Origin of the sequence: Georgenia alba (assembly GCF_042665525.1) — a bacterium.
In the GTDB taxonomy this organism is placed as follows: Bacteria; Actinomycetota; Actinomycetes; order Actinomycetales; family Actinomycetaceae; genus Allobogoriella; species Allobogoriella alba.
Genome location: NZ_JBHTCQ010000001.1, coordinates 1,844,799 through 1,869,850, shown reverse-complemented (window position 1 = coordinate 1,869,850; position 25,052 = coordinate 1,844,799). Strand labels below are relative to the sequence as shown.

The window sequence follows — 25,052 nt, the reverse complement described above, 5'->3', positions numbered from 1 at the left end:
CCGCCGGGCACCGCGGGACCCGCGACGCACGGCCTGGCACGAGCCTACCCGCGTCCGGGTGCGCCCACCTGCACGGACACGGCCGCCGCGCGGAGGTGGATCTGTCTGTGCGCAGCGGTGACGGCACGGCATGATGCAGGCAGCCACCGGGAGGAGGAGACCTATGAGCAGCAGCGCCGCATCGTCCGAGGAGCTCCTGCGCGGCGTCGGGGTGAGCCCTGGACGGGCCGCCGGCCCGGTCGCGCAGGTCCGGCCCCCGGCGGGTGAGCCGCCGTCCTACCCGCTGGTCCCGCAGGACCAGGTCGAGGACGAGGCCGCCCGCGTCACCGCCGCCGCCGAGGCGGTCGCCGCCGCCCTCGAGGACGCCGCCGGCACCGTCGAGGGCGAACGGCGCGAGCTGCTGGAGACGACGGCGCAGATGGCCGCCGACCCCACGCTCGTGGGCGGGGCCGTGGAGCTGGTGCGTGGCGAGCGACTGCCCGGCCCCCGCGCCGTGTGGCAGGCCGCCGGCGCGGTCGCCGAGCAGCTTGCCGACCTCGGTGGCTACATGGCCGAGCGTGCCCGCGACGTCGCCGACGTGCGCAACCGGCTCATCGCGCAGCTCACCGGCGCACCCATGCCGGGAGTCCCGCAGCGCCGCGACCCGTACGTCCTGGTCGCGGTGGACCTGGCGCCCGCGGACACCGCGTTGCTGGACCCCGGTCGGGTCCGCGCGATCGTCACGGTCGAGGGCGGTCCCACCTCCCACACGGCGATCCTCGCCCGCTCCCTCGGCATCCCCGCTGTGGTCGGCGTCGAGGGCGCCACCACCAGGCTCACCGACGGCACCGAGGTCCTGGTCGACGGCGGAGCGGGCACCGTCGAGACCGACCCGAGCCCCGAGGCGGTCGCCGCGGCCCGTACCTCCGCCGCCGCGTCGCGGACGTTCGACGGCCACGGCCGCACGGCCGACGGGCAGGAGATCGAGCTGCTGGCCAATGTCGGTGATCCGGCCGGCGCCCGCGTCGCCGCCGAGTCCGGCGCCCAGGGGGTGGGCCTGTTCCGCACCGAGTTCTGCTTCCTGGACCGCACGGAGGAGCCCTCGGTCGAGGAGCAGGCCGCCGCCTACCGCAGCGTCCTGGAGCAGTTCCCGGGCAAGAAGGTCGTGGTGCGGACGCTCGACGCCGGGGCCGACAAGCCGCTGCCGTTCGTCACCGATGCCGAGGAGGCCAACCCGGCCCTGGGTGTGCGCGGGCTGCGCACCGCCCGGCGCGCCCCGGAGGTGCTGGAGAACCAGCTCTCGGCCATCGCCCGCGCCGCAGGCGAGGCCGGTGCGGAGGTCTGGGTCATGGCTCCCATGGTGGCGACCGTCGCCGAGACGGAGGAGTTCGTCGCGGCATGCGGCCGGCACGGCCTGGGAACGGCCGGCGTCATGGTCGAGGTGCCGAGCGCGGCGCTGCTGGCCGGGCCGATCCTGGCCCGCGCGGACTTCGCCTCCATCGGCACGAACGACCTCACCCAGTACGCCATGGCCGCCGACCGGGTGCTGGGCTCGCTCGCCGAGCTCTCCGACCCGTGGCAGCCCGCGGTGCTGCGGCTGGTGGAGGCGACGTGCCTGGGCGGCGCCCAGCAGTCGCGCCCCGTCGGGGTGTGCGGCGAGGCGGCGGCCGACCCGGCCCTCGCCGTCGTGCTCGTGGGCCTGGGAGTGACGTCCCTGTCGATGACCCCGCGCGCGCTCGGGGACGTCGCCGCCGTACTGGCCGCGACTGACCTGGCGACCTGCCGGTCGGTGTCGCGGCTCGCCGTCGACGCGGAGTCTGCGGCCGACGCGCGGGCCGTCGTGCGCGAGAAGCTGCCGGTCCTCGCCGACCTCGGCCTGTAGGTCATGATGGTGGCGTGACGACGACACCACCTGCCGGCCGCTCGGGCGAGCAGCGCAGCCTCTACGACGCCATGGGCGGGCACGAGGCCTTCGCCCGCCTGGTGCACCGGTTCTACGCGGGTGTGCGCCAGGACGAGGTGCTCGCCCCGCTGTACCCGCAGGACGACTGGGAGGGCGCCGAGCGACGGCTGACCATGTTCCTCGAGCAGTACTGGGGCGGCCCGACGACGTACTCCGAGGAGCGCGGTCACCCGCGGCTGCGCATGCGGCACATGCCCTTCCCGGTCGACACCGACGCGCGCGACCGCTGGTTGCACCACATGCGTGCCGGCGTCGACGACATGGGCCTGCCGCCGGAGCTCGACGCGATGCTGTGGGACTACCTCGAGCGCGCCGCGCACGCCATGGTCAACACGGCCGATACCGGCCGCAGGTCGCTGCTGTGACACCGGCCGAGGAGCGGGCCGCGCGCCAGGACGAGGAGCCGCTCGGCAGCGTGCTGCGCGCGCTGCGCCTCACCCCGGTGGGCGGGGACGAGTTCACCGGCACCGCGCTGCCCCAGCTGACCGGTCGGATCTACGGCGGACAGGTCCTCGCGCAGGCGATCCTGGCCGCGGCCGAGACCCTGCCTGCTGGCGCGGCCCGGGCGCTGCACTCCGTGCACGGGTACTTCCTGCGACCGGGCAAGGTCGAGGAGCCGATCGGCTTCGCCGTCGAGCGGCTGCACGACGGGCGGTCGTTCTCCACGCGCCGGACCCACGCGCTGCAGCAGGGCAGGCCGATCCTGTCACTGATCAGCTCCTACCAGGAGGACCAGCCCGGCCGGGAGCACGCCTCCGCCGCGCCGTCTGCCCCCGACCCGGACGGGCTGCCGAGCGCGCTGGAGATGTTCGGCGGGATGGACCACCCGGTGGCGAAGTTCCTGAGCTCGACCGCCGCCTTCGACGTGCGGCACGTCGAGCCGGACATCTACCTGCGGCCGGCGCAGGATCCGACCGACCGGCAGATGCTGTGGATGCGGACGCGCTCGCCGCTCCCGGATGGCCTCAGCCAGCTCCAGCACCGTGCGCTGCTCGCCTACGCCTGCGACCAGGTGCTGCTCGAGCCGGTGCTCCGTAGGCATGCGCTCAGCTGGCGCAGCGAGGGGCTCTCGGTGGCCAGCCTCGACCACGCCATGTGGTGGCACCGGCCGGTCGACGTCGGTGACTGGCTGCTGTACGTCCAGGAGTCGCCGAGCGCCCGCGGCGGCCGCGGGCTCGGACTGGCGCGCGTCTTCGACCGCGCCGGCGCGCACGTGGCCACGATCGCGCAGGAGGGCATGGTCAGGGTGCCCGAGGACGCCGATGCCCGGGTCGACGTCGCGCCCTGATCCAAGGACGACGCCCCTCACCGCGGCGGCGAGGGGCGTCAGTGTCGGTTGGCGCGGGGCGAGCCCTACTTCTTGCCCTGCTTCACGAGCTCGCTGGTGTTCTGCGCGGTGCGGATGAGCGCGACGACGCACTCGAGCCCCACGCGGTAGAAGACGATCATGATGAACGCCGGGATCCACCCGAACAGCAGGGCCATGATCCCGAGGATCGGTGACCCGTCGCTGCCCGGCACCATACCCATGCTGGCACCGGCGATGAAGCCCATGATCACCCAGCCGAGCCACATGAGCACGGCCAGGATGATCAGCAGGATGTAGATGATCTTGACGAACGTCAGCGTGATGTAGCTGTTGAAGGAGAAGTCGAAGAGGGACTTGAAGAAGCCGCCGGAACTCTCCTGCTGCTGACCCCACGGCTGCCCCTGACCGCCGGGACCACCCTGGTACGGCCCGCCCGGACCCCCGGGTCCGCCCGGCCCACCCTGGCCGGGGCCACCCGGACCGCCGGGGCGGTACCCGGGCGGCGGGCCCTGCGGGGGCCGCTGACCCGGCTGCTGACCTGGCTGCTGGCCCTGCGACTGCCACGGCGGCGGACCGCCACCCTGGCTCGGAGGAACGGGAGGTTGACTCGACACGTCGGGCTCCATTCTCGCTGCTGACAGGCCTACGACCGCTGACCCTAGTAGAGAATGCGCACCAGGCCGAGAGGTCACGCCGGACTCGCCGTGTCGCTCCCGTCCCCCGCGAGCGCCGCGACGGCGGAGCGCACGCCCCCCGGGTCGGCCACCCGGGCCGGGTCGGCCGGGGTGTCCCGCAGTGCCTCCCGGGCACGCACCACGTCCCGGCCGGCCAGCAGCGCGACGAGCGCGGTGCGGATCTCGCCGTCGGCGTCCGCGAGCACCTCGGCACACCGCTCGGGCCCCTGACCGGTCACCTGGACGAGCATCCGGACCGCGCGCGCCCGCAGCTTCGCGTTCGTCGCCTGCACCTCGATCATGACGTTGGAGTAGGTCCGCCCCATCCGAACCATCAGCGCGGTGGAGAAGGCGTTCAGCGCGATCTTCTGCGCCGTCGCGGACCGCATCCGGGTCGACCCGGTGATCACCTCGGGCCCGGTGTCCAGCAGAACCGCCACGTCCACCTCGGCGGCCAGCGGCGCGGACGGATTGGTCGAGACGAGGGCCGTGACGGCCCCGCGGTCGCGGCCTGCGCGCAGCGCACCGCCCACGTACGGGGTGCGGCCGCTGGCGGCCAGCCCGACGACGACGTCGCCCGCCGCGAAGGCGCCGCCCAGGCGGTACCCGGCCGCGTCGTCGTCCTCGGCACCCTCGACGGCGTGCAGCATCGCGCCCGGTCCCCCGGCGAGGTGCGCCACGACGGACTCCTCGCCCACCCCGTAGGTCGGCAGCAGCTCGGCGGCGTCCAGCACACCGAGGCGGCCCGAGGTCCCGGACCCGACGTAGTGGATGCGCCGGCCCGCCGTGAGTGCCTCGACCGCGTGGTCCACGAGCGCGGCAAGGGCGTCGGCCGCGGCCTCGACGGCGGCGACGACGCCACGGTCCTCGGCGAGGACGAGCCGAACCAGCTCGTCCGCGGGCAGCCGGTCGATCTCGGCGGTGCGGGGGTTGCGTTCCTCCGTGGGCGAGCTCAGGGCCAGCGCCTCTCGCCAGTCGTCGGCCATCGCGCCTCCCACGCATCGGTCCCGAGGTCGTGGAGCCGAGCGTCCCGGCTAGCCTCGGCGTCGGAAGTTATCACCACAGCATGCGGGAGTGCGACGTGACCGGTTCGGTGGTCCTCGGCATCGACGTGGGCGGGACGTCCTCCCGGGTGGCGGTCCTCGCCGCGTCCGGGGACGTGCTGGCCGTCTCGACCGGCCCAGGGGCGAACCTTCGCTCCTCTCGGGGCGAGCTCGGCGCGCTGCTGGCCGACCTCCTGGGCCGCGCGCTCGCGCGGGCACGCGACGCGGCCGCCGGCGAGGTGACCGTGTCCGCGTGCGTCGCCGGGGTCTCCGGCGCCGGGCCGGCGGGACGGGACCGAGTCGTGGCCATGGTCGACGCCGCACTGGCGGTGGCCGGGCCGCGGCCACCGGTCGTCGAGGTGGTCACCGATCTCGTCGTCGCGTTCGCCGCCGGCTCGGACTCCCCCGACGGGACCCTGCTGCTGTCCGGGACCGGTGCCGTTGCCTGTCGGTTCGCCGGCTTCCGCGAGGAGCGGCGCTGCGACGGGCTCGGCTGGGTGCTGGGGGATGTCGGGTCCGGCATCTGGCTCTCGCTGGAGGGCCTGCGCGCGGCCGCCGCGGACCTCGACGGCCGTGGACCGGCCACCGCGCTGACCGCCGAGGCCGGGAGGCTGGTGGGCGAGGCGGGCGGCACCGGCGACCCGCGGCAGGACCTGGTGCGCCTCGTGGACGCCCGCTCCCCCGCCGAGCTGGGCGAGCTGGCCCCTGCGGTGACCCGGTGCGCCGCGGCGGGTGACGGGGTGGCGCTCGACATCGTCGACCGTGCGGTCGCCGGGCTGCTGCACAGCCTGTCCGTGGTCGACGGCGCGACCGGGCGCGTGGTCATGGCCGGCTCCGTCCTCACGGCGGACGGGCCGGTACGCGCCGGGGTGCGGCGCGCACTCGGGGACCGTGCCGTCACCGCCGCGGAGCCGGTGGTCGGGGCGCTGCGGCTGGCGGCCGAGCGTGCCGGCTGGACGATGCCGCCCCTGGCCGAGGTGGCGGCGCAGGTCGCCGCCGCCACCGACCGGCACGGGCCGGCCGGGACGGGCGGGCAGCACGACGACGAGAGCACCGGCGCCCCCGGCCCGCTGCCGATCCCGCTGCCCACCGGGTTCGTCGTGGACGGGTACCGGCCCGAGGACCTCGAGACCCTCTACCGGGTCTGCCTCGAGACCGGTGACTCGGGCGGGGACGCCACGGCCATGTACCGCGACGGCGCCCTGCCCGGCCACGTCTTCCTCGGCGCCTACCTCGCACGGGAGCCGGAGCTGGCTCGGGTGCTGCGCCGTGGTGACGGCGCGCCGGTGGGGTACTCGGTCGCGACGCTGAGCACCCACGAATTCGAGGAGTGGTGCGAGCGCGAGTGGTGGCCGCCCCTGCGCGAGCGCTACCCCAGGCCGTCCGAGGAGGACGCCTCCCCGGACGCCGCGCTCATCCGCACCATCCACAGCGGGCAGCACACGGACAAGCCGTGGCTCGCCGACCATCCGGCGCACCTGCACATCGACATCTTCCCGGAGGGACAGGGCGGCGGGAACGGCCGGGCACTCATCGGCTCCGTGCTCGACGGGCTCACCGCGGCCGGGGCGCCCGGCGTCCACCTGGGCGTGGGCGGCCGGAACCTCAACGCGATCGGCTTCTACCTGCACATCGGTCTCCGGGTGCTCGAGCACACGCCGTGGGGTCTGGTGCTCGGCACCCGGCTGCCGAGGCCCTGAGAACCCCGGCGCCCGGCCCTCGTCCGGCGCGACCACCTGCGAGGATCCGGGTATGACCGCGGCGGAGGAGCCCGTGACCGCCCTCGTCGACCGGTGCTTCCTGGTCGGGGTCCCGGGCACGACGGCGGAGGCCACCCCGGCGGCGTTCCGCGACTGGCTCGCCGCCGGGCTGGGCGGTGTCGTCCTCTTCGGCGAGAACGTCGAGGACTCGCAACAGCTGGCCCGGCTCTGCTCCGAGCTGCGCGAGATCGGCGACGACGTCGTCCTCGCGGTCGACGAGGAGGGCGGGGACGTCACGCGCCTGCACGCCCGCGACGGCTCGCCGACGCCCGGCAACCTCGCCCTCGGTGCCCTCGACGACGTCGCCCTCACCCGCTCCACCGCGCGCTCCATCGGGGCCGAGCTGCGCGCGACCGGCATCACCCTGGACCTCGCCCCCGCGGTGGATGTGACCACCCGGGCCGAGAACCCCGTGATCGGCACGCGCTCGTTCGGTGCGGACCCGCAGCTCGTGGCCCGGCACGGCGTCGCCTACCTCGAGGGCATGCAGGCCGCCGGTGTGGCCGCGTGCGCGAAGCACTTCCCTGGGCACGGCGACACCACGGTGGACTCCCACCTCGACCTGCCGGTGGTCGACGGCGACCTCGAGCCCCATCTCGTGCCGTTCCGTGCCGTCGTGGACGCCGGGGTCGACGCCGTCATGTGCGCCCACATCAGCTACCCGGCGCTCGACGAGGAGCCGGCGAGCCTCAGCCGGCGGATCCTCACGGACCTGCTGCGCGGGGAGCTCGGGTTCCGTGGCGCCGTCGTCACGGACTCGTTGACGATGGCCGCGGTCGCCGGCCGGGTCGGGCTGGCGGAGGGGTGCGTGCGTGCCCTGGCGGCCGGGGCGGACCTGCTGTGCATGAACTCCCCGCTCGCGCAGCAGCTCGCCGCCCGTGACCATGTGGTCGCGGCCGTCCGGGACGGCCGCCTGCCGGTGGAACGGGTCCGGGAGGCCGCGTCCCGGGTCCGGGCCCTGGCCCGGCCGCGCCCGGTGACGGAGGCGGCCGGCCCTCCGGTGGAGTTCACCGGCGAGCTCGGCCGCCGGACCCTGCACGTCGACCTCGCCGACGGCCTGCCGGCGGGTCTGCCCTACGTGATCGAGGCGGTCCCGCCGCGCGCCGGCGTCGAGCCGAGCGCGGCGAGCCTGCTGCACGCCATGCAGGCCCTCGACCCCGCCGTCGACGGGGCCCGGCTCGTCTCCGGGGGCCCGGCCCTCACCGCCGCTCTGGAGGCCGCCCGGTCCCGTCCGCTCGTGCTCGTCGTGCGCGACGCGCACCGCGATCCCGCCCAGCGCGACCTGCTCGACACCGTCCGAGCGCATCGACACGACGCTGTCGTCGTCGGCACCGGGACGACCGCGGACGCGCACCTGGCCGCCGGCCGCTACGTCGGGGCCCGGTCCGCGGCCGCCGTGAGCCTCCTGGCGGTGGCGGAGCTGCTGCTCGCCCGCCGCTGAGCACCCGGCCGGGAGGCACGGCGCGTCCCGCCGGCGCACACTGTGCCCGTGCGAGGAACGCGATGAGACTGCGGCGAGTCAGCCCGTCCGGCCGGGGCCTGACCAGGCGGCGGGCGGGCCGCGGATTCGTCTACCTCGACGAGGACGGGCTCCGCATCGAGGATCCCGAGGTCGTGGCCCGGTGCCGGTCGCTGGTCATCCCGCCGGCGTGGCGCGACGTCTGGATCTGCCCGCTCGAGAACGGGCACATCCAGGCGGTCGGCACGGACGACGCAGGCCGCCGCCAGTACCTGTACCACCCGGCCTGGCGGGAGACCCGCGACGCGCAGAAGCACGAGCGCGTGCTGGACCTCGCTCGCCGGCTGCCGGCCGCGCGCGCCCAGGTCACCCGCGACCTCGGCCTGCCCGGCATGCCGAGGCGCCGGGCCCAGGCCGTCGCGTTCCGGTTGCTGGACCTGGGCTTCTTCCGCGTCGGCGGGGAGTCCTACGCGCAGCACAACGGCAGCTTCGGGCTGGCGACGCTGCGGAAGCGGCACCTGCGCATCTCCCGCGACGGCGAGATGCGCTTCACCTACGAGGCGAAGTCCGGCCAGTCCCGTCACCTCGTGCTGGAGGACCCGGCGCTCGTGGAGCCGCTGACCACGCTGCGCCGCCGCCGCACCGGCGATGACCTGCTGGCGTTCCGGTCCGGGGGCACGTCGGGCGCGTGGCGGAACCTCACCAGCGTCGACGTCAACGACTACGTCAAGGACCGGCTGGGTCCGGACGCGACCGCCAAGGACTTCCGGACCTGGCACGGCACGGTCCTGGCGGCCCTGGAGCTGGCGCTGCGGGCACCCGAGGCGACCAGCCGGACGGCGCACAAGCGGGCGGAACGGGAGGCCGTCGCGGCCGTTGCCGAGCATCTGGGCAACACGGCCGCCGTCGCCCGGTCCTCCTACATCGACTCCCGCGTTCTCGACCTGGCGGAGCGTGGCCGGTTCATCGACACCACGCTGGCCCGCCGCGCCGCCACCCCCGACGAGCCGGAGCCGCCCGAGACGCACGGCTCCGTCGAGCGGGCCGTGCTCGACCTGCTGGACGAGTAGCGAGCGGGCTCAGGAGGGCGTCTGCGCGCGCCGGCGGAACGGCACGGGGTCGTCGAGGTACTCCTGCCAGGCTGCCCGCTCCTGCATGGTCATACGACGCGGCCGGCCGGTGGTCTCGTCGATGAGCACGAGCGTCGTCATCGCTCGGACCGCCGGCCCGTCCGGTCCCGGGACCTCGTAGCAGACGTCGATGCTGGCTCCGCCGAGGTGGGAGATCCACAGCTCGACGTCGATCGGCCGCAGCGTGTAGGGCAACGGCGCGAGGTACTCGATCTCCTGCCGCGCGATGAACGTGTTCGTGCCCGAGCCGGGCCCCGTGGCGAGGATCTTGGTGGCCGGGGCGTCGGCCTGGTCGGCAGGGCTCACGTCACCCGAGGCGCCGGCCGCGCCGTACCTGGCGTCGCCGGGTGTGGAGGCCCAGAACGCCGCGATACGCGCCTCCTCGAGGAGGGTGAACATCTTCGCGTTGTTGACGTGCTGGTAGCCGTCGATGTCGCTCCACCGCAGGTGGAGAGGGATGACCAGGCGAGCCATCAGTCGCGGGTGAGCTTGCGGTAGGTGACCGCGTGCGGACGCGCCGCCTCCTGCCCCAGCCGTTCGACCTTGTTCTTCTCGTAGGACTCGAAGTTCCCCTCGAACCAGTACCACTTCGCCGGGTTCTCGGCGTCGCCCTCCCACGCGAGGATGTGCGTGGCGACCCGGTCCAGGAACCACCGGTCGTGGCTGACCACGACGGCGCAGCCGGGGAAGTCCAGCAACGCGTTCTCCAGCGACCCGAGGGTCTCGACGTCGAGGTCGTTGGTGGGCTCGTCGAGCAGCAGCAGGTTCCCGCCCTGCTTGAGGGTCAGCGCCAGGTTCAGCCGGTTCCGCTCGCCGCCGGAGAGCACGCCCGCGGGCTTCTGCTGGTCCGGTCCCTTGAAACCGAACGCGGAGACGTACGCGCGGGACGGCATCTCGACGTTGCCGACCTGGATGAAGTCGAGACCGTCGGAGACGACCTCCCAGAGGGTCTTGTCCGGGTCGATGCCGCCACGGGACTGGTCGACGTAGGAGATCTTCACCGTCTCGCCGATCTTGAGGTCCCCGGCGTCCAGCGACTCGAGACCGACGATCGTCTTGAACAGCGTCGTCTTGCCGACGCCGTTGGGCCCGATGACACCGACGATGCCGTTCGGCGGCAGCGAGAAGGACAGGTCGTCGATGAGCAGGCGGTCGCCGAACCCCTTGCGCAGGTCGCTGGCCTCGATGACCACCGAGCCCAGGCGCGGGCCCGGCGGGATCTGGATCTCCTCGAAGTCGAGCTTGCGGGTCCGCTCGGCCTCCGCCGCCATCTCCTCGTACCGCTGCAGGCGGGCCTTGGACTTGGCCTGCCGGCCCCGGGCCGACGAACGGACCCAGTCCAGCTCCTCCTTGAGCCGCTTCTGCAGCTTGGCGTCCTTCTTGCCCTGGATCTCCAGGCGGGCGGCCTTCTTCTCCAGGTACGTGGAGTAGTTGCCCTCGTACGGGTAGAGCCGGCCACGGTCGACCTCCGCGATCCACTCCGCGACGTGGTCGAGGAAGTACCGGTCGTGCGTCACGGCGATGACGGCGCCCGGGTACTTCGCGAGATGCTGCTCCAGCCAGAGCACGGACTCGGCGTCGAGGTGGTTGGTCGGCTCGTCCAGCAGCAGCAGGTCCGGCTGCTCGAGCAGCAGCTTGCACAGCGCCACGCGGCGCCGCTCGCCGCCGGAGAGCACCTTGACGTCGGCGTCCGGCGGCGGGCAGCGCAGCGCGTCCATCGCCTGGACGAGCTGGGAGTCGAGGTCCCACGCATTGGCGGCGTCGATCTCGCCCTGCAGCTTGCCCATCTCCTCCATGAGCGCGTCGAAGTCGGCGTCCGGCTCCGCCATGAGCTCGCCGATCTCGTTGAACCGCTGCACCTTGGCGAGGATCTCGCCCACGCCCTCCTGGACGTTGCCCAGGACGGTCTTGTCCTCGTTGAGCGGCGGCTCCTGCTGGAGGATGCCCACGCTGTAGCCGGGGCTCAGCCGGGCCTCGCCGTTCGACGCCGTGTCCAGGCCGGCCATGATCTTCAGGATCGTGGACTTCCCGGCGCCGTTCGGGCCCACCATGCCGATCTTCGCGCCCGGGAGGAACGCCATGGTGACGTCATCGAGGATGACCTTGTCGCCGTGGGCCTTCCGCGCCCGGACCATGGAGTAGATGTACTCAGCCACTGCTCTCCGCATCGCGTACGTCGATCGGCCGCCCGGCGGGCGGCCACGTCGCGTCCCAGCGTAGTCAGCGCGAGCCGGTGCGGGGGAACGGGGACGACGGCGCAGGCTGCCGGCCGCCCGCGAGGATCCTCACACCGTGGCGGCCTCGGTCTCCTCCGCGGCGCCCTCCGCCAGCTCGGACACCTCGTACCGCGCGCCGTCCGGCCCGGTCAGGCCGTCGACGTCGTCCGGCGCTGTGCCGTCCTCCGCGGTGTGGCCACCGGAGTCCGCGGTGCTGCGCACCGTCCGGGTGAACCGCGCCGTGCCGGTCCGCAGGTCCGGCCCGACCGTCTCGGCCTTGATGTGCAGGGAGCTGCGCTCGCCGTCCTCGGTGGTCCAGGTCTCGGTCTTGAGGTCACCGCGGATCACCACCGGATCGCCCTTGCCGAGACTGGTGAGGACGTTCTCGCCGAGCTCGCCCCAGGCCTTGACGGTGAGCCAGGTGGTGGTGCCGTCGCTCCACCCGTCGTTGCCGTTGGGATGCCGCGGCGTCGAGGCCACGCGGAAGCGGGCGTAGCTGTTGCCGTTCGAGACGATCTGCCGTTCCGGCTTGGTGCCGATCCACCCGGCGACGCTGACCGCGATGTCGTTGATCATGCTGTTCTCCGTGCTCCTGTCGAGGGCCGGCACGGTGCCGGCCACCAGCACGGTCGCGCGGGTCACCACCCCGGCGCCGCGCGGGGCGCCGCGGATGTGGACGGGAGGGCCCGAGCCGGTGCCGCTGTGGACGACGCGGCGCCTGCGCGGTCAGTCCTGGAGCGCCTCGCGCAACTCGCGGTGCTTGTGCAGCACCGGGCGGACCGGTTCGACCATGAGCGTCCGGACGGCCGTCTCGACCCGTCCCAGGACACGTTCGCGGTACCGCTCGGCCGCGGCCTCGGCGTGCCGGCGTCTCGTGCTGGTGAACAGGCCCAGCAGCACCCCCGCCACGAGCACGAGCGCCAGCGCGGGCACCAGGGCGCCGGCTAGCGGCAGGTCGAGCACGAGAGCGACGACCACGTAGACCGCCGCGAGCACGCCCGCGAGCGCCCCGCCGAGAGCGAGGGACGCCGCGCGGCGGGACCCGGTGAGGGGTACCGGCACCGCCTGCACCTCCTCGCCCACCACCCGGCGGATCTCCTCCGCGGGCGTCACGGCCTCCTCGACGGCACCCGCCCAGCGCGGCGGCAGCTCGTGCGCGACGGCCGCGACCCAGCCGTCCCGCACGGCGGCGACCGTGCTCTCCGCCGGCGGCTCGGGACGGGCGACGGCCCCACCACCGGTTCCGCGGCCGGCGCCCCGGAGCGACGCGACGACGGACTCCACACCGGCGGCACGTGCCAGCGCGTCGGCCTCCGCGGAGGTGTCGTCCAACGCCGCCTCGGCGTGACCGACGGCGGGGGCCAGGCGCCGCGCCACCGCGGAGACCTCCGCCTGCGCGGTCTGCACGGTCACGGACGGCCGCGCCACCGTCTCCGCGAGGATCCGGCGCACCTCGGCGATCCCGGTGCCGTCGACGGCGGAGGTCGCGACGATGCGGACGCCGTCGAGCCCGTCCTCGGCGAGCAGCGCGCCGACGTCGGCCATCACGCGCTCGACCGCGCCCCGCGGGAGCGTGTCCGCCTGGTTCACCAGCACGAGCATGGCGTCCCGACGGCCGGCGAGCGCCCGAAGGTACCGCTCGTGCAGCGCCTCGTCCGCGTACTTCTGTGGGTCCACCACCCACACCAGCAGGTCCACGAGCGGCAGCAGCCGGTCCACCAGCCGGGCATGGTGGACCGCGATCGAGTCGTGGTCGGGCAGGTCGAGGAGCACCATGCCGTGCAGCGGCCGCTCGGCGTCGCCGTCGAGCAGCGACTCTCGCTGGATGCGGCGCTCGGGTCCTACCTCCAGGAAGTCCAGCAGGGCGGTCGCGTCCTCGCCCCAGACGCAGGCGGCGGCGACCTCCGTCGTCGGACGCAGGGCACCGACGTCGGCGAACTGCAGCCCGGAGATCGCGTTGAACAACGAGGACTTGCCCGAGCCGGTGCCGCCCACCAGGGCGACCACGGTCCGGTCCCCGCCCCGCTCGAGCCGTGCGGCGACGGCGTCGAGGTCGCGGCGGGCCCGGTCGGCGACCTCGGCGTCGACGAGGCCATCAGCGTGGTCCAGGGCGACCACCAGCCCGTCCGCCCGCTCGGCGAGCGCCGTCGCGTCCGTCGCGGCAGTGGTCGTCATGCGTGCTCCTTCAGCTCCGACGCGCGCAGCCGCAGCGCCGTGCCCGGTTGCACGGGCAGCGCCTCGAGCGGCTCCAGGTACGGGGTCACGGCGGCCCGCACGGCCGCCTCGGCTCGCGCCAGCAGGTCCTCCCGGACGGGCGCCACGGTGCCGGGCGCGAGCCGCTCGGCGGCGTCGGCCGCGCCGGCGACGCCCGCCGCACCGGTCTGCACCAGAGCCGCCAGGCCGTCGCGGCCCAGCGCGGTGCCGCCGTCGGGAACCCGTTCCCGGACGGCCTCCCGCCAGGCCGCCACGACGTCGGCGGCGGCCTCGGCGCCGTCGGTGGGGGTGCTCTCCAGCAGCGCGGGACCGCCGAGGTCGACCGCGGCGGACCAGGCGTCTCGGACCCCGGCCGAGGTGCGTCGTAGCGCGTCCGCGATCACCAGCCGCAGGGCCGCCGCCGTCTCGTCCGCCAGGCCCGCGGCCGCGGCGTCGCGGGCCGCGAGGGCACGTCCGCGGAAGCCGCGCCCGATCCGGCGCCCGCGCACCAGGGGAGCGAGGGGCGCGCCGCTGGAGGCCAGCGCGAGCCAGCGGGTGGTGGGGGCGCCGCTGCCCGCACGGCCCTCGGTGACCGCCTCGCGGACGGCCGCGGCGGGTGCGTCCGCAGCTCGCTCCGCCAGTTCTCGCAGGGTGGCCGCGGCCTCCGTCTGCGCGTCGGCGGCGTCGGCGAGGGCGAGCACCTGGTCACGCAGGCCCGCCCACACGCCGCGGTCCGTGCGGCGCACGACGCCCGCGGCTCCGTGCCGCCCGGCGACGAGCCGCAACCAGGCGGCGAGCTCTGCCACGCTCGCCGGCTCCAGACGCGCCTCGCGCGGGCCGGCGTCCGGGACGACGAAGAGCGGCGCCGAACCGAGGCCGAGGCTGTCCAGCCGTTGCAGGAGGTCCCGGCGAACCGCGGCGAGGACGTTGCCCGGGACCCGGTTGAGGACGACGGCGGTGGTCAGGCCGCGCTCATGGGCCTCCGACAGCAGCCGCCACGGCAGGGCGTCGCCGTACCGGGAGGCCGTGGTGACGAAGACCCACAGGTCCGCCGCCTCGAGGAGCTGGCCGGCGAGCGAGCGGTTGCGCGCGTCGACCGAGTTGAGGTCCGGCGCATCGAGCAGGGCAAGACCGGTGGGGACCGCCTCGCTCGTCGCGACGTCGGCCACCTCGGTGACGGGGCGGCCGGTCATGAGCGGGACGTCCTCCGGGTGCACGGCCGCGACCGGTGTCCGGGTGGTGGGGCGCAGCACGCCCGCCTCGGTGACGTCCGCCTGGAGCAGGGAGTTGACGAGGGTGGACTTGCCGACGCCGGTGGAACCACCGAACACCACGACGGCAGGCGCCTCCTCCTCCTTCAGCCGCGGCAGCAGCCGCATGCGGATCTGCGTCAGGACGCGCTCCCGCAGCGCGCGCAGATCGTTCGTGCCGGGCAGCTCGAGCGGGAGCCCGACCCCCTCGACGGTGCCCGCGAGGTCGTTGACGACGGCGAGCCGCGGGTGGCGCGGGGCTGCCGCCGGCGCGACGTGGGCGGAGGTGGTCACGCGCCCCATTGTGACCGGAGAGTGCCCTGACGTGGGAACTCTCCCCCCGAGCGCGGCGGCGCCCGGCCCCAGGCCCGGGCCCCGGATCGGCCGTTCGACCGTGATCGTGAGTGTGCGGCAGCAGGGCGCACGAGGTTGCCCGAGCCCCGGCGTGGCCCGGCTCCGTCCGGGCCCGCCGCGGTCGGCGGCCGCCGCTCGGGGGATCTGCCGTCTGCGCCCCCGGCAGGACTCGAACCTGCAACCTACGAGTTAGAAGCTCGTTGCTCTATCCGTTGAGCTACGGGGGCAAGGATGGCCGGCGGGCGAGCCCGGCCGGCGGACACACCCCGCCGCGGGCCTCGCGACCGCCGTCAAGTATGCCGCACGACCACCCGGGCGGGCGGCCCGCGGGCGCCCCGTCGCGCCCCGTTGACGTCGTCCGTGGGGCGCGGCGGAGGGGGCCACGGTGGCGACACGGGCGGGCGAGTGACCAGGGGACGGCTCGGCGGGCTTGCACGGGCGCTGCTGGGTGACACCCGCACTGGGTGACACCGGCACTACTTAGTGTTACGGTGTACCAGTAGTCAGTGGCACTGAGTAGTGGGGTGGCGATGGGGAAGCAGATGACCGAGATGCTCAAAGGCGTCCTGGAAGGCCTCGTCCTGGCAATCCTGTCCGCCCGCCCCGCATACGGCTACGAGATCACCGGCTGGCTGCGCGAGCAGGGCTTCGCCGACATCGCGGAGGGCACCGTCTACGCCCTGCTGGTCCGGATCGAGAAGCGCGGCCTCGTCGACGTGGAGAAGGTCCCGTCGGAGAAGGGACCGCCGCGCAAGGTCTACTCGCTCAACGCGAGCGGACAGCAGTACCTCAACGAGTTCTGGAGGACCTGGAGCTTCCTCTCAGGACGACTCGAACAGCTCCGGGAAGAGGGCTAGGACACATGGCCGCACGGTGGATCGAGATGCTCACCGGTTCGCTCGAGGACAAGAAGCGCTACAGGGCCGCCAAGGCGCGCCTCAAGGCGCTCCCCGAGGGCTACCGCACCGCCGCCGAGGCGCTCGAGCGGTACGTCATGTACGCGGGCGCCATCGAGAAGAGCGACGTCTTCCTGCAGATGACCGACGACCTCGCCGACCTCTTCGAGCAGGCCGCGGCCGACAGGACGCCGGTCCGCGACGTCGTCGGGGACGACCCGGTCGAGTTCGCCGAGACGTTCCTCGCGAACTACGCCGACGGGCAGTGGATCAACAAGGAGCGGGCACGACTGGCAGACGCCATCGACCGCGCCGAGCACCAGACCGAGGGAGACAGCCGCTCATGACCACCCGGACGGCACCGGCACCAGCAATCGAGGTGCACGGGCTGCAGAAGTCTTACCAGAAGCTCCACGTCCTGAAGGGCGTCGACTTCGAGGTGGCTCGCGGGAGCATCTTCGCCCTGCTCGGCTCCAACGGAGCCGGCAAGACGACCGTGGTGAAGATCCTCAGCACGCTGCTCCGACAGGACGACGGCACAGCCCGCGTGGGCGGCTTCGACGTGAGGACCCAGGCCGAGAAGGTCCGCGAGTCGATCAGCCTGACCGGGCAGTTCGCGGCGGTCGACGAGATCCTCACCGGGCGTGAGAACCTCGTGCTCGTCGCGCGGCTGCGGCACCTCGAGAACCCGGGAGCCGTCGCGGACGACCTGCTGCGACGGTTCTCGCTCACCGAGGCCGGCGGCCGGAAGGTCGGCACGTACTCGGGCGGCATGCGCCGTCGGCTCGACATCGCGATGAGCCTCGTCGGGAGTCCGCAGATCATCTTCCTCGACGAGCCGACCACGGGTCTCGACCCGCAGGCGCGCATCGAGGTCTGGCAGACCGTGCGCGAGCTCGCCGCGAGTGGTACCACGGTGCTGCTGACCACCCAGTATCTCGACGAGGCGGAGCAGCTCGCCCACCGGATCGCGATCCTCCACGGCGGCCGGATCATCGTGAACGACACGCTCGAGGAGCTCAAGAGGATGCTCCCGCCCGCCACGGTCGAGTACGTCGAGAAGCAGCCGACACTCGAGGAGGTCTTCCTCGCCCTAGTCGGCGACACCGAGTCCCATGACGACGCCGAACCGGCACACACGAGCGAGGAACGATGACCACGCACTTCTTCGGAGACACCGCCACGCTGCTGGGACGGTCCCTGCGCCACATCACGCGCAGCCCCGACACCATCATCACGACGGCGGTCACGCCGATCGCCATCATGCTGATGTTCGTCTGGGTGTTCGGCGGGGCGATCGAGACCGGGTCCGACTCCTACGTCGACTACCTGCTGCCCGGCATCCTGCTCATCACGATCGCCTCGGGCATCTCCTACACCGCCTTCCGGCTCTTCCAGGACATGCAGGGCGGAATCTTCGAGCGGTTCCAGTCCATGCCGATCGCACGCTCCGGCGTCCTGTGGGGGCACGTGCTGACCTCGATGGTCGCCAACCTCATCTCGCTCGCCCTCGTGATGGGCGTCGGGCTGCTGATGGGCTTCCGCTCGGGCGCGGACCCGCTGGCATGGCTGGCTGTCGTCGGCATCCTCATGCTGTTCACCCTGGCCCTGACCTGGCTGGCGGTCATTCCCGGCCTCACGGCCAAGACGATGGACGGCGCGACCGCCTTCTCGTACCCGCTCATCTTCCTGCCGTTCATCAGCTCGGCGTTCGCGCCCACGGAGACCATGCCGGGCCCGGTGCGGTGGTTCGCCGAGAACCAGCCGGTCACCGCGATCGTCGACGCGCTCCGCTCCCTGTTCGCGCAGCAGCCGGTCGGCACGGACATCTGGGTCGCCCTCGTCTGGTGCGTCGGCATCCTCGTCGTCGCCTACGCCTTCGCCATGGTCGTCTACCGGCGCAAGATTGCCTGATGACCCCCGACGTCGGACCGCTCCTCGCCCGCGGACGCGACGCGGACGTCTTCGACCTCGGTGACGGCCTCGTCCTGCGGCGCGCCCGGGACGGGCGGAGCCTGTCCGCCGAGGCCGCGGTGATGGCGGCCGCGCACGCGGGCGGCGTCCCGGTCCCGCGGGTGCACGAGGTCACCGCGGACGGGGCGGTCGTCATGGACAGGGTCTCCGGTCCGACGCTGCAGGTGGAGCTCCTGCGGCGTCCGTGGCGCAGCAGGACGGCCGCCGGCGTGCTGCACGCGCTGCACGAGGCGGTGCACGCGGTCCGGGCGCCGGACGCTCTCCCGGACGTCGGCCTGCCCGGGTCGGCGTTGCTCCACCTCGACCTGCACCCGATGAACGTCCTGCTGGGGCCGGACGGTCCGGTCCTGATCGACTGGGCGAACGCCCGTCGCGGCCCGCCGGGGGCGGACCTCGCGATGACATGGCTCATCCTCGCGACCTCGACGGTCGACGGGCCGTTGCCGATCCGCCTGGGCGTCGCGCTGCTGCGCCGACGGATCCTCGCCGGCTACGAGGCAGGCCTCGACCGTGCGGCCGCGATGGCGGCACTGCCACACCTGGCCGGGCGCCGCGCGGCCGACCGGAACGTCGGAGATGCGGAGCGGCGCCGCCTCCTGGCCTGGGTCAGCAGGATGGGCGCACGACCTTGCTGAGCGCCGACGGCGGACCGCCCGGCCGATCCTGGACGTCCACCCGCAGGGCTCGGCACCCGGCGCACCGGACGTAGAGCACCACGCCCTCGGACGTGGGATGCGACGAGTCGACGAGCCAGGCGTGCTCGTGGGTTGCGGCGGGGCGGGCCGCAGGTGTCAGTGACTGCCCGAGATCGGTGGTGCGCGTCATGACCGTCACCCTGCTGTAATGGTCTTATGCACCTCAACCCTTACGGTGACTACGCGGTACGCCTGGCTGCGTCGCTGGCGAACGACTGGCCCGACGACCGGGCCGGGATCGTCGCGCGAACCCGCGCGTTCGGGATGACGATGGACTTCCCCACCGCCCCGGACGACCACCCACGGACCGGGCAGGTCGTCGAGGACTGGCTGGCCGTCGTCGACGCCGACGACCCCCGCCGGCGCGCCACGATCCTCAACGCCCAGATGGCCGCCGTCACGGCGTACCCGCGACTCACCGACCACGACGGCGAGGGCTGGCACCTGCACTACCGCGACGACGGCCAGGCCCTCCCCGAGGTGCTCGCGGCCGTCATCAGCGTGGGCACGGCGCTGCACCTCACCACGCGGGGCATGCACCGCCTCCGCCGCTGCGCCGCTGGAGACTCGCCCGGGGACCCGTGCTCCGCCGTCGTCGTGGACGTCACGCGCAACGGCAGGCAGCGGTACTGCTCGGTCCGCTGCGCCAACCGCGCGGCGGTGCGCCGCCACCGCGCCCGGACCCGGGCCCGAGGCTGACCGCGCGGGCCGGGGCCGTACGGGCCTAGCTCAGCCCTGCATGGCCCGGGCCAGGGCGTCGAGGTCGGCGAGCGGCCCGACATGCCGGAGCTTGTCGGGGTTGAGGACGTTGCCGAGGGCGGTGATCCGGCCGTCCACGACGTCGATGCTGAGCACCGCGAGGACGCCGCCGTCCAGGGCCGATCGCCACACGGCGCCGGGCACCCCGCCCACGGCGCACGTCTCCACCGTGATCAGCCCGAGGCCGCGCCGGACGAACCCCGTGAGGAGGCGGCCGACCGCCTCCCGGCCCCGGACCGGCCTGGTGATGGCGAAGCCGGGCGGGACGTTCCCGCCGCCGTCGCCGGTGAACACCACGTCCTCGGCGAGCAGGTCCACGAACTCCTCCACCCGGCCCTCCAGGCACGCCGCGAGGAACCGCTCGACCAGCTCGGCACGGCGGGCCGGAGAGTCCTCGAAGCGTGGCCGCCGCTCGGCGATGCGGGCCCGGGCGCGCGAGACGAGCTGCCGGGTCGCCACCTCCGAGCGTTCGACGACCTCGGCCGTCTCGTGGTGGGAGAAGCCGAGGACGTCGTGCAGGAGAAACGCGGCCCGCTCGGTTGGCGTCAGGGTCTCCAGCAGCACGAGGAACGCGGTCGAGAGGTCGTCGGCGAGCTCGACGTGGGCGCCAGGAGCGAGCGTGGGGCTCACCCGGGCGGGTCCGGGCTCCGTCAGGAGCGGCTCCGGGAGCCAGTCCCCGACGTAGCTCTCCCGCCGGACCCGGGCCGAACGCAGCACGTCGAGGCTCAGCCTGGTGGCGACGGTGGTGACGTAGGCCTTCGGGTTCGCCACGCCCTCGGCGCCGAACATCCGGACCAGCGCGTCCTGGGCGACGTCCTCGGCCTCCGCGACGGACCCGAGCATCCGGTAGGCCACCGAGAAGGCGAGCGGCCGGAGCCTGGCGAGGGCCTCGGCGTCGATGCCCGTGCTCCCTGCACTCATGCGGCCAGTCTCGTCCGTGCCGTGCGTGCCGTCGCCCTCTTTCGGAGCACCGGCGCCGGATGACGGAACAGCACCTTCGCCCCGTTCAGGGTGGCGTCCTTGTAGGCCATGGCCAGCCGTCCGGTGAGGATCCGCTCGTGCGGCCGGCCCTCGGCGTCCAGGAGCTGCACGAGCCCCTGCCGGCGCCCGAGGGAGAGGCACTCGTGGAGGTACCGGAACCGCAGCGGCCTCGACTCCCGCCCGGTGAGGTCCGCGACGATCCGTTCGGCCGCCGTCGGCCCGGTGAACGTTCCGGTGCGGCAGCCCATGGCGAGGGCGTCGCCCCACGGCCCCGGGACGGCGGCGGCGTCGCCGACCACGAACACCTCGGGGTGCGAGACGGAGCGCAGCGTCCGGTCCACGACGGCACGCCCCGCGCGGTCCACCGCCAGTCCCGCCTCGGCCACCAGCGGGCTCGCCCGGAACCCGCCCGCCCAGTAGACCTCGTCGCACGTGAGCGCGGTGCCGTCCTCGAGGTGGACGACGCCCGCCTCGACCCGGGCGACGCGGCCGCGGACCCGCTCGACGCCGAGCCGGTCCAGCGTCGTGCCCAGGTAGGCCCGGCCCCGGGCCGAGAGCCAGCCACCGGCCTCCGCGCTGCTCACCAGCCGCACGGTGAGGTCCGGCCAGGTCTCCGCGAGCTCCGCGGCGATCTCGATGCCGGTCAGCCCGCCGCCGCAGACCACGACCGTCCCGCGCGCCTTCGCGAGCGCCGCCGTGCGCGCGGCGGCCCCCTCCGCTGCCGCCGCGTCGGTCAGCACGACGGCGTGCTCCGCCGCACCGGGGGTCCGCGCGGCGTCGATCTGGCTGCCGAGCCCGACGACGAGCGTGTCGTACGCCAGGTGCGTCCCGTCGGCGAGCACGACCCGCCGGTGCGCGGTGTCGATCGCCGCGACGAGGGCGGTGCGCCGCCGCACGGGCAGGCCGGCGAACAGGTCCGCGAGCGCGAGGCGCGGAACCCGCTGCCAGGCGGCGATCTGGTGCAGGCGCGGTCGTTCGACGAACTCCTCGAACGCGCTCACCACGGTCACGACGACCTCCTCGGCGTGGAGGCGCTTGGCGAGGCGCTGGGCGGTGAGGACGCCGGCGTAGCCCGCACCGAGGACGAGGATCTGCAGGGGGTCGGTGCGTGGGTCTTTGCGTGGGTCGTTGAGTGTCATGCCCCACCGACGGCGCAGGGGCGACGTCTGTGACGGGACGTACCCTGTGCGCGTGAGCCCTCAAGCACTGAAGGACCCGATCGTCTGGATCGACTGCGAGATGACGGGTCTGGACCTGGAGAAGGACGCCCTCATCGAGGTGGCCGTCATCGTCACGGACTCCGAGCTCGTCCCCGTGGACGCGGGGATCGACCTGACGATCCGCCCCACCCCGGGCGCGGTGGAGCAGATGACGGAGGTGGTGCGCACCATGCACACCACCTCGGGTCTGCTGGACGCCCTCGAGACCGGCATGGACATGGCAGAGGCCGAGGCCGCGGTGCTGGAGTACATCCGGCGATGGGTGCCGGAGCCCCGCAAGGCGCCGCTGGCGGGCAACTCCGTCGGGACGGACCGCACGTTCCTCGCGAGGGACATGCCCGAGGTCGTCGAGCACCTGCACTACCGGATCGTGGACGTCTCCTCGATCAAGGAGCTCGCCCGCCGGTGGTACCCGCGCGCCTACTTCCACTCCCCCGCCAAGGCCGGCGGGCACCGGGCGCTGGCGGACATTCTCGAGTCCATCGACGAGCTGCGGTACTACCGCGCGGCGCTCTTCCCCGACGGCCAGGGCCCGGACTCGCCGACCGTGAAGGCCGCGTCCGAGGCGGTGCTCGCCGAGCCGACCTCCGCCGTCGTCGAGCGGCTCTCCGCGGGCCAGGCCGGCGCAAGGTGAGCCAGACCACGCGCCCCGCGCTGGGGCCGCGGGGCGGTGGTCGGCTATGCTCGTTCACTGCTGCCGACGCGTGAGCACCAGCTCGGCACGGCGGCGATGGTGGGTGTAGCTCAGCTGGTAGAGCGCCGCGTTGTGGTCGCGGATGTCGCGGGTTCAAGTCCCGTCACTCACCCCATGTGACCTGGTCGCACGAGACGATCCCGAACCCTCTCTGGGTTCGGGATCGTCTTGCGTGCGGTTCGAGGCGGCCGCGCCGGCCCGTTCACCGCGGCGTCGACGACACGTCACGCTCGCGTCGTTGCCCCGTGAAGGCTCGTGGGCTTGGCTCGGTTGTGCCCGGACACGACGTGAGCCGAGAGGACCAGCCGTGACGACGACGACACCGAACCCGCGTACCGAACCTCGCCCCGCCCCGATCCGCGCCGCGGCCGTGACGCTCGGCGCCGCCGTCGCGCTGGTAGCCGGGATACCGGCACCCGCCGCCGCGGCAAGCTACTCCGCGCCGCTGCAGACCGCGATCGAGGACCTGCCGGTCGCGACCGAGCAGCGCGACGGGTACGACCGCGACCTGTTCGAGCACTGGGTCGACGCCGACGGCGACGGCTGCGACGCGCGGTACGAGGTCCTCATCGCCGAGGCCGAGGACGCGCCGACGGTCGGGGACGGCTGCTCGCTCAGCGGCGGCCGCTGGTACTCCTACTACGAGGGCGTCTCGCAGTACGACACCTCCGACATCGACATCGACCACATGGTCCCGCTGGCCGAGGCATGGGACTCCGGCGCACACGTGTGGGACTCCACCCGGCGGGAGGCCTTCGCGAACGATCTGGACGACTACCGGACGCTGGTCGGCGTGACGGACTCGGTGAACCAGTCCAAGAGCGACCAGGACGTCGCCGAGTGGCTCCCGGAGCAGCAGCAGTGCCGCTACCTGCGCGAGTACGTGGCGGTGAAGATCCGCTGGGGCCTGTCCGTCGACTCGACCGAGCAGGCAGCGATGAACGACCTCGCCGCGAGCTGCGAGAACCTCGTCATCGAGGTGGAGATCGCCTGACCGTGCCTCGGTGCCTGACAGTGCCTCAGCCGCCCAGGTTCACCCAGACCCCCTTGGTCTCGGTGTAGGCGTCGAGCGCGTCGGCGGCCATCTCCCGCCCCCACCCGCTGGCCTTGAACCCGCCCCACGGAGCGGCCGGGTCGAGCATCGGCAGGGTGTTGACGTAGACCTCGCCGGCCCGGATCTGGTGCGCCAGGCGGTGCCCCTTGGCGACGTCCGAGGTCCACACGCACGCCACGAGCCCGTACGGGGTGTCGTTGGCGCGCGTCACCAGCTCCTCCGGGTCGTCGTAGGAGATGACCGGCAGCACGGGGCCGAAGATCTCCTCCCGCGCGATGGTCATCTCGTGAGTGACACCGCGGAAGAGGGTGGGCTCGAAGAAGAACCCGGAGGCGAGGTCGCCCTCCGCACGCCGGCCGCCGGCCACGATCTCCGCGCCCTCGTCGACACCCCGGCTCACGTACCCGGAGACCTTCTCCAGGTGCTCGGCCGAGACCATCGGGCCGACCTGGCTCTCCGGCGAGGTGCCCGGCCCCACCGTCATCCCGGACATGGCGCCGGCAAGCTTCTCGGTGAACTCGTCCGCGCGCGAGGCGTCGACGTAGAAGCGGCTGTACGCCGCGCACGCCTGGCCGCTGTTGATCAGCCCGCCGATCAGGTTCCCCATCACCGCGTCGTCGAGGTCGGCGTCCTTCATGACGATGCTGGGGGCCTTGCCGCCCAGCTCGAGGCTGACCCGCTTGAGGTTTCCCGCTGAGGCGCGGACGATCTCACGCCCCACCTCGGTGGAGCCGGTGAACGAGACCTTGTCCACGCCGTCGTGCTCGACCAGCCGCCGGCCGACCTGGGGCCCGCCGGTGACGAGGTTGACCACGCCCGCCGGCACGCCGGCCTCCTCGCACAGCTGCACGAGGCGGGTGGTGGTCAGCGGCGTCTGCTCGGCCGGCTTGAGGACCACCGTGTTTCCGGCCGCGAGCGCGGGCGCGAGCTTCCACACGGCGATGGCGAGCGGGAAGTTCCAGGGCGTGATGAGGGCGCACACGCCGACCGGCTCCCGGCGGGTGTAGTGCAGCATGCCCGGGATCGAGACCGGGCTGACGGTGCCGGTGATCTTGGTGCACCAGCCGGCGAAGTAGCGCAGCATGTCGGCGGCGCCGGCCATGGTGCCGCGGGCGAAGCCGACCGACTGCCCTTGGTCCTTGCTCTCGAGCTCGGCGAGCTCGTCAGCGTGCGCCTCGACGAGGTCGGCGATCTTCCACAGCAGCCGGCCCCGGGCGGAGGGCGTCATGCCGTGCCAGGCCGGGTCGGCGAACGCGCGGCGGGCGGCCTCGACGGCGGCGTCGACGTCGTCCTCGGTGGCCTCGATCGCCGTCCCGAGCACCTCGCCGGTGGCCGGGTCGATGGTCTCGAAGGTGGCACCGGCGGACCCCGCCGTCCACTCGCCGCTGATGTAGAGCTGACCGTCGGTCGTCATGGAACCTCCTGGTTCGTGTCTCCGAGCCCGTGCGC

At 73.7% G+C, this 25,052-nt stretch carries 24 protein-coding genes and 2 tRNA genes; 15 read left to right on the top strand and 11 right to left on the bottom strand.

What is annotated here, in order from left to right; all coding sequences use genetic code 11:
• Positions 1–163 precede the first annotated feature (163 nt).
• Genes ptsP through ACFQQL_RS08610 form a run of 3 tightly spaced genes read left to right on the top strand, consistent with a single transcriptional unit; the run spans position 164 to position 3,230 of the window.
• Positions 164–1,861: a phosphoenolpyruvate--protein phosphotransferase gene (ptsP, locus tag ACFQQL_RS08620; RefSeq protein ID WP_382393255.1), complete on the top strand. Its 1,698-nt coding sequence runs from the start codon at positions 164–166 to the stop codon at positions 1,859–1,861.
• A gap of 14 nt (positions 1,862–1,875) precedes the next feature.
• Positions 1,876–2,307 (top strand): globin, encoded by a 432-nt coding sequence (locus tag ACFQQL_RS08615; RefSeq protein WP_382393253.1) that lies wholly within the window; start codon positions 1,876–1,878, stop codon positions 2,305–2,307.
• Entirely contained in the window at positions 2,304–3,230 is a 927-nt protein-coding gene (locus ACFQQL_RS08610) for an acyl-CoA thioesterase (RefSeq protein WP_382393251.1), read from the top strand. The genes ACFQQL_RS08615 and ACFQQL_RS08610 overlap by 4 nt, the downstream gene beginning before the upstream one ends.
• Positions 3,231–3,295: 65 nt before the next feature.
• On the opposite strand, the gene ACFQQL_RS08605 is transcribed toward ACFQQL_RS08610, so the two are convergent.
• On the bottom strand, positions 3,296–3,865 hold the full coding sequence (locus tag ACFQQL_RS08605; protein ID WP_382393249.1) for a DUF4282 domain-containing protein: 570 nt from the start codon (positions 3,863–3,865) through the stop codon (positions 3,296–3,298).
• A gap of 74 nt (positions 3,866–3,939) precedes the next feature.
• Positions 3,940–4,911: an N-acetylmuramic acid 6-phosphate etherase gene (locus ACFQQL_RS08600; RefSeq protein WP_382393247.1), complete on the bottom strand. Its 972-nt coding sequence runs from the start codon at positions 4,909–4,911 to the stop codon at positions 3,940–3,942.
• Between the two features lie 95 nt (positions 4,912–5,006).
• Here ACFQQL_RS08600 and ACFQQL_RS08595 point away from each other — a divergent pair, with 95 nt between their 5' ends.
• From ACFQQL_RS08595 to ACFQQL_RS08585, 3 genes are all read left to right on the top strand, one after another.
• Complete coding sequence (locus ACFQQL_RS08595) at positions 5,007–6,668, top strand: BadF/BadG/BcrA/BcrD ATPase family protein (protein ID WP_382393245.1); 1,662 nt, start codon at positions 5,007–5,009, stop codon at positions 6,666–6,668.
• A gap of 52 nt (positions 6,669–6,720) precedes the next feature.
• Positions 6,721–8,169, top strand: a complete 1,449-nt coding sequence (gene nagZ, locus ACFQQL_RS08590) for a beta-N-acetylhexosaminidase (RefSeq protein WP_382393243.1) — start codon at positions 6,721–6,723, stop codon at positions 8,167–8,169.
• A gap of 62 nt (positions 8,170–8,231) precedes the next feature.
• Positions 8,232–9,257 carry a DNA topoisomerase IB gene (locus tag ACFQQL_RS08585; RefSeq protein ID WP_382393241.1) on the top strand — a complete coding sequence of 342 codons (1,026 nt, stop codon included), beginning with the start codon at positions 8,232–8,234 and terminating at the stop codon, positions 9,255–9,257.
• A gap of 9 nt (positions 9,258–9,266) precedes the next feature.
• Here the strand turns inward: ACFQQL_RS08585 and ACFQQL_RS08580 are convergent, their stop codons facing one another.
• From ACFQQL_RS08580 to ACFQQL_RS08555, 6 genes are all read right to left on the bottom strand, one after another.
• Positions 9,267–9,791, bottom strand: a complete 525-nt coding sequence (locus ACFQQL_RS08580; RefSeq protein ID WP_382393239.1) for an acyl-CoA thioesterase — start codon at positions 9,789–9,791, stop codon at positions 9,267–9,269.
• Positions 9,791–11,473, bottom strand: coding sequence for an energy-dependent translational throttle protein EttA (ettA, locus tag ACFQQL_RS08575; RefSeq protein ID WP_382393237.1), 1,683 nt, complete (start codon positions 11,471–11,473; stop codon positions 9,791–9,793). Before ettA ends, ACFQQL_RS08580 begins: the two co-directional genes overlap by 1 nt.
• A 129-nt stretch (positions 11,474–11,602) precedes the next feature.
• Positions 11,603–12,175 carry a single-stranded DNA-binding protein gene (locus tag ACFQQL_RS08570; RefSeq protein ID WP_382393235.1) on the bottom strand — a complete coding sequence of 191 codons (573 nt, stop codon included), beginning with the start codon at positions 12,173–12,175 and terminating at the stop codon, positions 11,603–11,605.
• Positions 12,176–12,259: 84 nt separating this feature from the next.
• On the bottom strand, positions 12,260–13,708 hold the full coding sequence (locus tag ACFQQL_RS08565; protein ID WP_382393233.1) for a GTPase: 1,449 nt from the start codon (positions 13,706–13,708) through the stop codon (positions 12,260–12,262).
• On the bottom strand, positions 13,705–15,270 hold the full coding sequence (locus tag ACFQQL_RS08560) for a GTPase family protein (protein WP_382393231.1): 1,566 nt from the start codon (positions 15,268–15,270) through the stop codon (positions 13,705–13,707). Before ACFQQL_RS08560 ends, ACFQQL_RS08565 begins: the two co-directional genes overlap by 4 nt.
• A gap of 214 nt (positions 15,271–15,484) precedes the next feature.
• Positions 15,485–15,557: transfer RNA gene (locus tag ACFQQL_RS08555), tRNA-Arg, on the bottom strand.
• Between the two features lie 303 nt (positions 15,558–15,860).
• On the opposite strand from ACFQQL_RS08555, the gene ACFQQL_RS08550 reads away from it, so the two are divergent.
• The 6 genes from ACFQQL_RS08550 (at position 15,861) to ACFQQL_RS08525 (ending at position 19,594) form a co-directional block, all read left to right on the top strand.
• A complete protein-coding gene (locus ACFQQL_RS08550) occupies positions 15,861–16,187 on the top strand; it encodes a PadR family transcriptional regulator (RefSeq protein WP_382393812.1) in 327 nt (108 codons plus the stop codon).
• Positions 16,188–16,192: 5 nt separating this feature from the next.
• The gene (locus ACFQQL_RS08545) at positions 16,193–16,573 is read left to right on the top strand and encodes a DUF1048 domain-containing protein (protein WP_382393229.1); all 381 of its coding nucleotides are present in this window, start codon (positions 16,193–16,195) and stop codon (positions 16,571–16,573) included.
• Positions 16,570–17,382: an ABC transporter ATP-binding protein gene (locus tag ACFQQL_RS08540; RefSeq protein WP_382393227.1), complete on the top strand. Its 813-nt coding sequence runs from the start codon at positions 16,570–16,572 to the stop codon at positions 17,380–17,382. The genes ACFQQL_RS08545 and ACFQQL_RS08540 overlap by 4 nt, the downstream gene beginning before the upstream one ends.
• A complete protein-coding gene (locus ACFQQL_RS08535; protein ID WP_382393225.1) occupies positions 17,379–18,140 on the top strand; it encodes an ABC transporter permease in 762 nt (253 codons plus the stop codon). The genes ACFQQL_RS08540 and ACFQQL_RS08535 overlap by 4 nt, the downstream gene beginning before the upstream one ends.
• Positions 18,140–18,835, top strand: a complete 696-nt coding sequence (locus ACFQQL_RS08530; RefSeq protein ID WP_382393223.1) for a phosphotransferase — start codon at positions 18,140–18,142, stop codon at positions 18,833–18,835. Before ACFQQL_RS08535 ends, ACFQQL_RS08530 begins: the two co-directional genes overlap by 1 nt.
• Positions 18,836–19,051: 216 nt before the next feature.
• Positions 19,052–19,594, top strand: coding sequence for a CGNR zinc finger domain-containing protein (locus ACFQQL_RS08525; RefSeq protein ID WP_382393221.1), 543 nt, complete (start codon positions 19,052–19,054; stop codon positions 19,592–19,594).
• Positions 19,595–19,624: 30 nt separating this feature from the next.
• Here ACFQQL_RS08525 and sigJ read toward each other — a convergent pair whose 3' ends face one another.
• Positions 19,625–20,575 (bottom strand): RNA polymerase sigma factor SigJ, encoded by a 951-nt coding sequence (gene sigJ, locus ACFQQL_RS08520; protein ID WP_382393219.1) that lies wholly within the window; start codon positions 20,573–20,575, stop codon positions 19,625–19,627.
• Positions 20,572–21,774 carry an NAD(P)/FAD-dependent oxidoreductase gene (locus tag ACFQQL_RS08515; RefSeq protein WP_382393217.1) on the bottom strand — a complete coding sequence of 401 codons (1,203 nt, stop codon included), beginning with the start codon at positions 21,772–21,774 and terminating at the stop codon, positions 20,572–20,574. The genes sigJ and ACFQQL_RS08515 overlap by 4 nt, the downstream gene beginning before the upstream one ends.
• Positions 21,775–21,826: 52 nt before the next feature.
• On the opposite strand from ACFQQL_RS08515, the gene orn reads away from it, so the two are divergent.
• The 3 genes from orn (at position 21,827) to ACFQQL_RS08500 (ending at position 23,543) form a co-directional block, all read left to right on the top strand.
• Complete coding sequence (gene orn / locus ACFQQL_RS08510) at positions 21,827–22,489, top strand: oligoribonuclease (RefSeq protein WP_382393215.1); 663 nt, start codon at positions 21,827–21,829, stop codon at positions 22,487–22,489.
• 99 nt (positions 22,490–22,588) lie between these two features.
• Positions 22,589–22,664: transfer RNA gene (locus ACFQQL_RS08505), tRNA-His, on the top strand.
• Positions 22,665–22,856: 192 nt separating this feature from the next.
• Positions 22,857–23,543 carry an HNH endonuclease family protein gene (locus tag ACFQQL_RS08500; RefSeq protein WP_382393213.1) on the top strand — a complete coding sequence of 229 codons (687 nt, stop codon included), beginning with the start codon at positions 22,857–22,859 and terminating at the stop codon, positions 23,541–23,543.
• Positions 23,544–23,568: 25 nt separating this feature from the next.
• Here the strand turns inward: ACFQQL_RS08500 and ACFQQL_RS08495 are convergent, their stop codons facing one another.
• Positions 23,569–25,017: an aldehyde dehydrogenase family protein gene (locus ACFQQL_RS08495; RefSeq protein WP_382393211.1), complete on the bottom strand. Its 1,449-nt coding sequence runs from the start codon at positions 25,015–25,017 to the stop codon at positions 23,569–23,571.
• Between the last annotated feature and the right edge of the window lie 35 nt (positions 25,018–25,052).

Excerpts from the sequence above, each read along its gene's own strand:
- ptsP (WP_382393255.1), top strand. The coding sequence starts at position 164 with ATGAGCAGCAGCGCCGCATCGTCCGAGGAGCTCCTGCGCGGCGTCGGG.
- ACFQQL_RS08600 (WP_382393247.1), bottom strand. The coding sequence starts at position 4,911 with ATGGCCGACGACTGGCGAGAGGCGCTGGCCCTGAGCTCGCCCACGGAG.
- nagZ (WP_382393243.1), top strand. The coding sequence starts at position 6,721 with ATGACCGCGGCGGAGGAGCCCGTGACCGCCCTCGTCGACCGGTGCTTC.
- ACFQQL_RS08585 (WP_382393241.1), top strand. The coding sequence starts at position 8,232 with ATGAGACTGCGGCGAGTCAGCCCGTCCGGCCGGGGCCTGACCAGGCGG.
- ACFQQL_RS08580 (WP_382393239.1), bottom strand. The coding sequence starts at position 9,791 with ATGGCTCGCCTGGTCATCCCTCTCCACCTGCGGTGGAGCGACATCGAC.
- ACFQQL_RS08565 (WP_382393233.1), bottom strand. The coding sequence starts at position 13,708 with ATGACGACCACTGCCGCGACGGACGCGACGGCGCTCGCCGAGCGGGCG.
- ACFQQL_RS08550 (WP_382393812.1), top strand. The coding sequence starts at position 15,861 with ATGGGGAAGCAGATGACCGAGATGCTCAAAGGCGTCCTGGAAGGCCTC.
- ACFQQL_RS08545 (WP_382393229.1), top strand. The coding sequence starts at position 16,193 with ATGGCCGCACGGTGGATCGAGATGCTCACCGGTTCGCTCGAGGACAAG.
- ACFQQL_RS08540 (WP_382393227.1), top strand. The coding sequence starts at position 16,570 with ATGACCACCCGGACGGCACCGGCACCAGCAATCGAGGTGCACGGGCTG.
- ACFQQL_RS08535 (WP_382393225.1), top strand. The coding sequence starts at position 17,379 with ATGACCACGCACTTCTTCGGAGACACCGCCACGCTGCTGGGACGGTCC.
- ACFQQL_RS08530 (WP_382393223.1), top strand. The coding sequence starts at position 18,140 with ATGACCCCCGACGTCGGACCGCTCCTCGCCCGCGGACGCGACGCGGAC.
- ACFQQL_RS08525 (WP_382393221.1), top strand. The coding sequence starts at position 19,052 with ATGCACCTCAACCCTTACGGTGACTACGCGGTACGCCTGGCTGCGTCG.
- sigJ (WP_382393219.1), bottom strand. The coding sequence starts at position 20,575 with ATGAGTGCAGGGAGCACGGGCATCGACGCCGAGGCCCTCGCCAGGCTC.
- ACFQQL_RS08515 (WP_382393217.1), bottom strand. The coding sequence starts at position 21,774 with ATGACACTCAACGACCCACGCAAAGACCCACGCACCGACCCCCTGCAG.
- ACFQQL_RS08495 (WP_382393211.1), bottom strand. The coding sequence starts at position 25,017 with ATGACGACCGACGGTCAGCTCTACATCAGCGGCGAGTGGACGGCGGGG.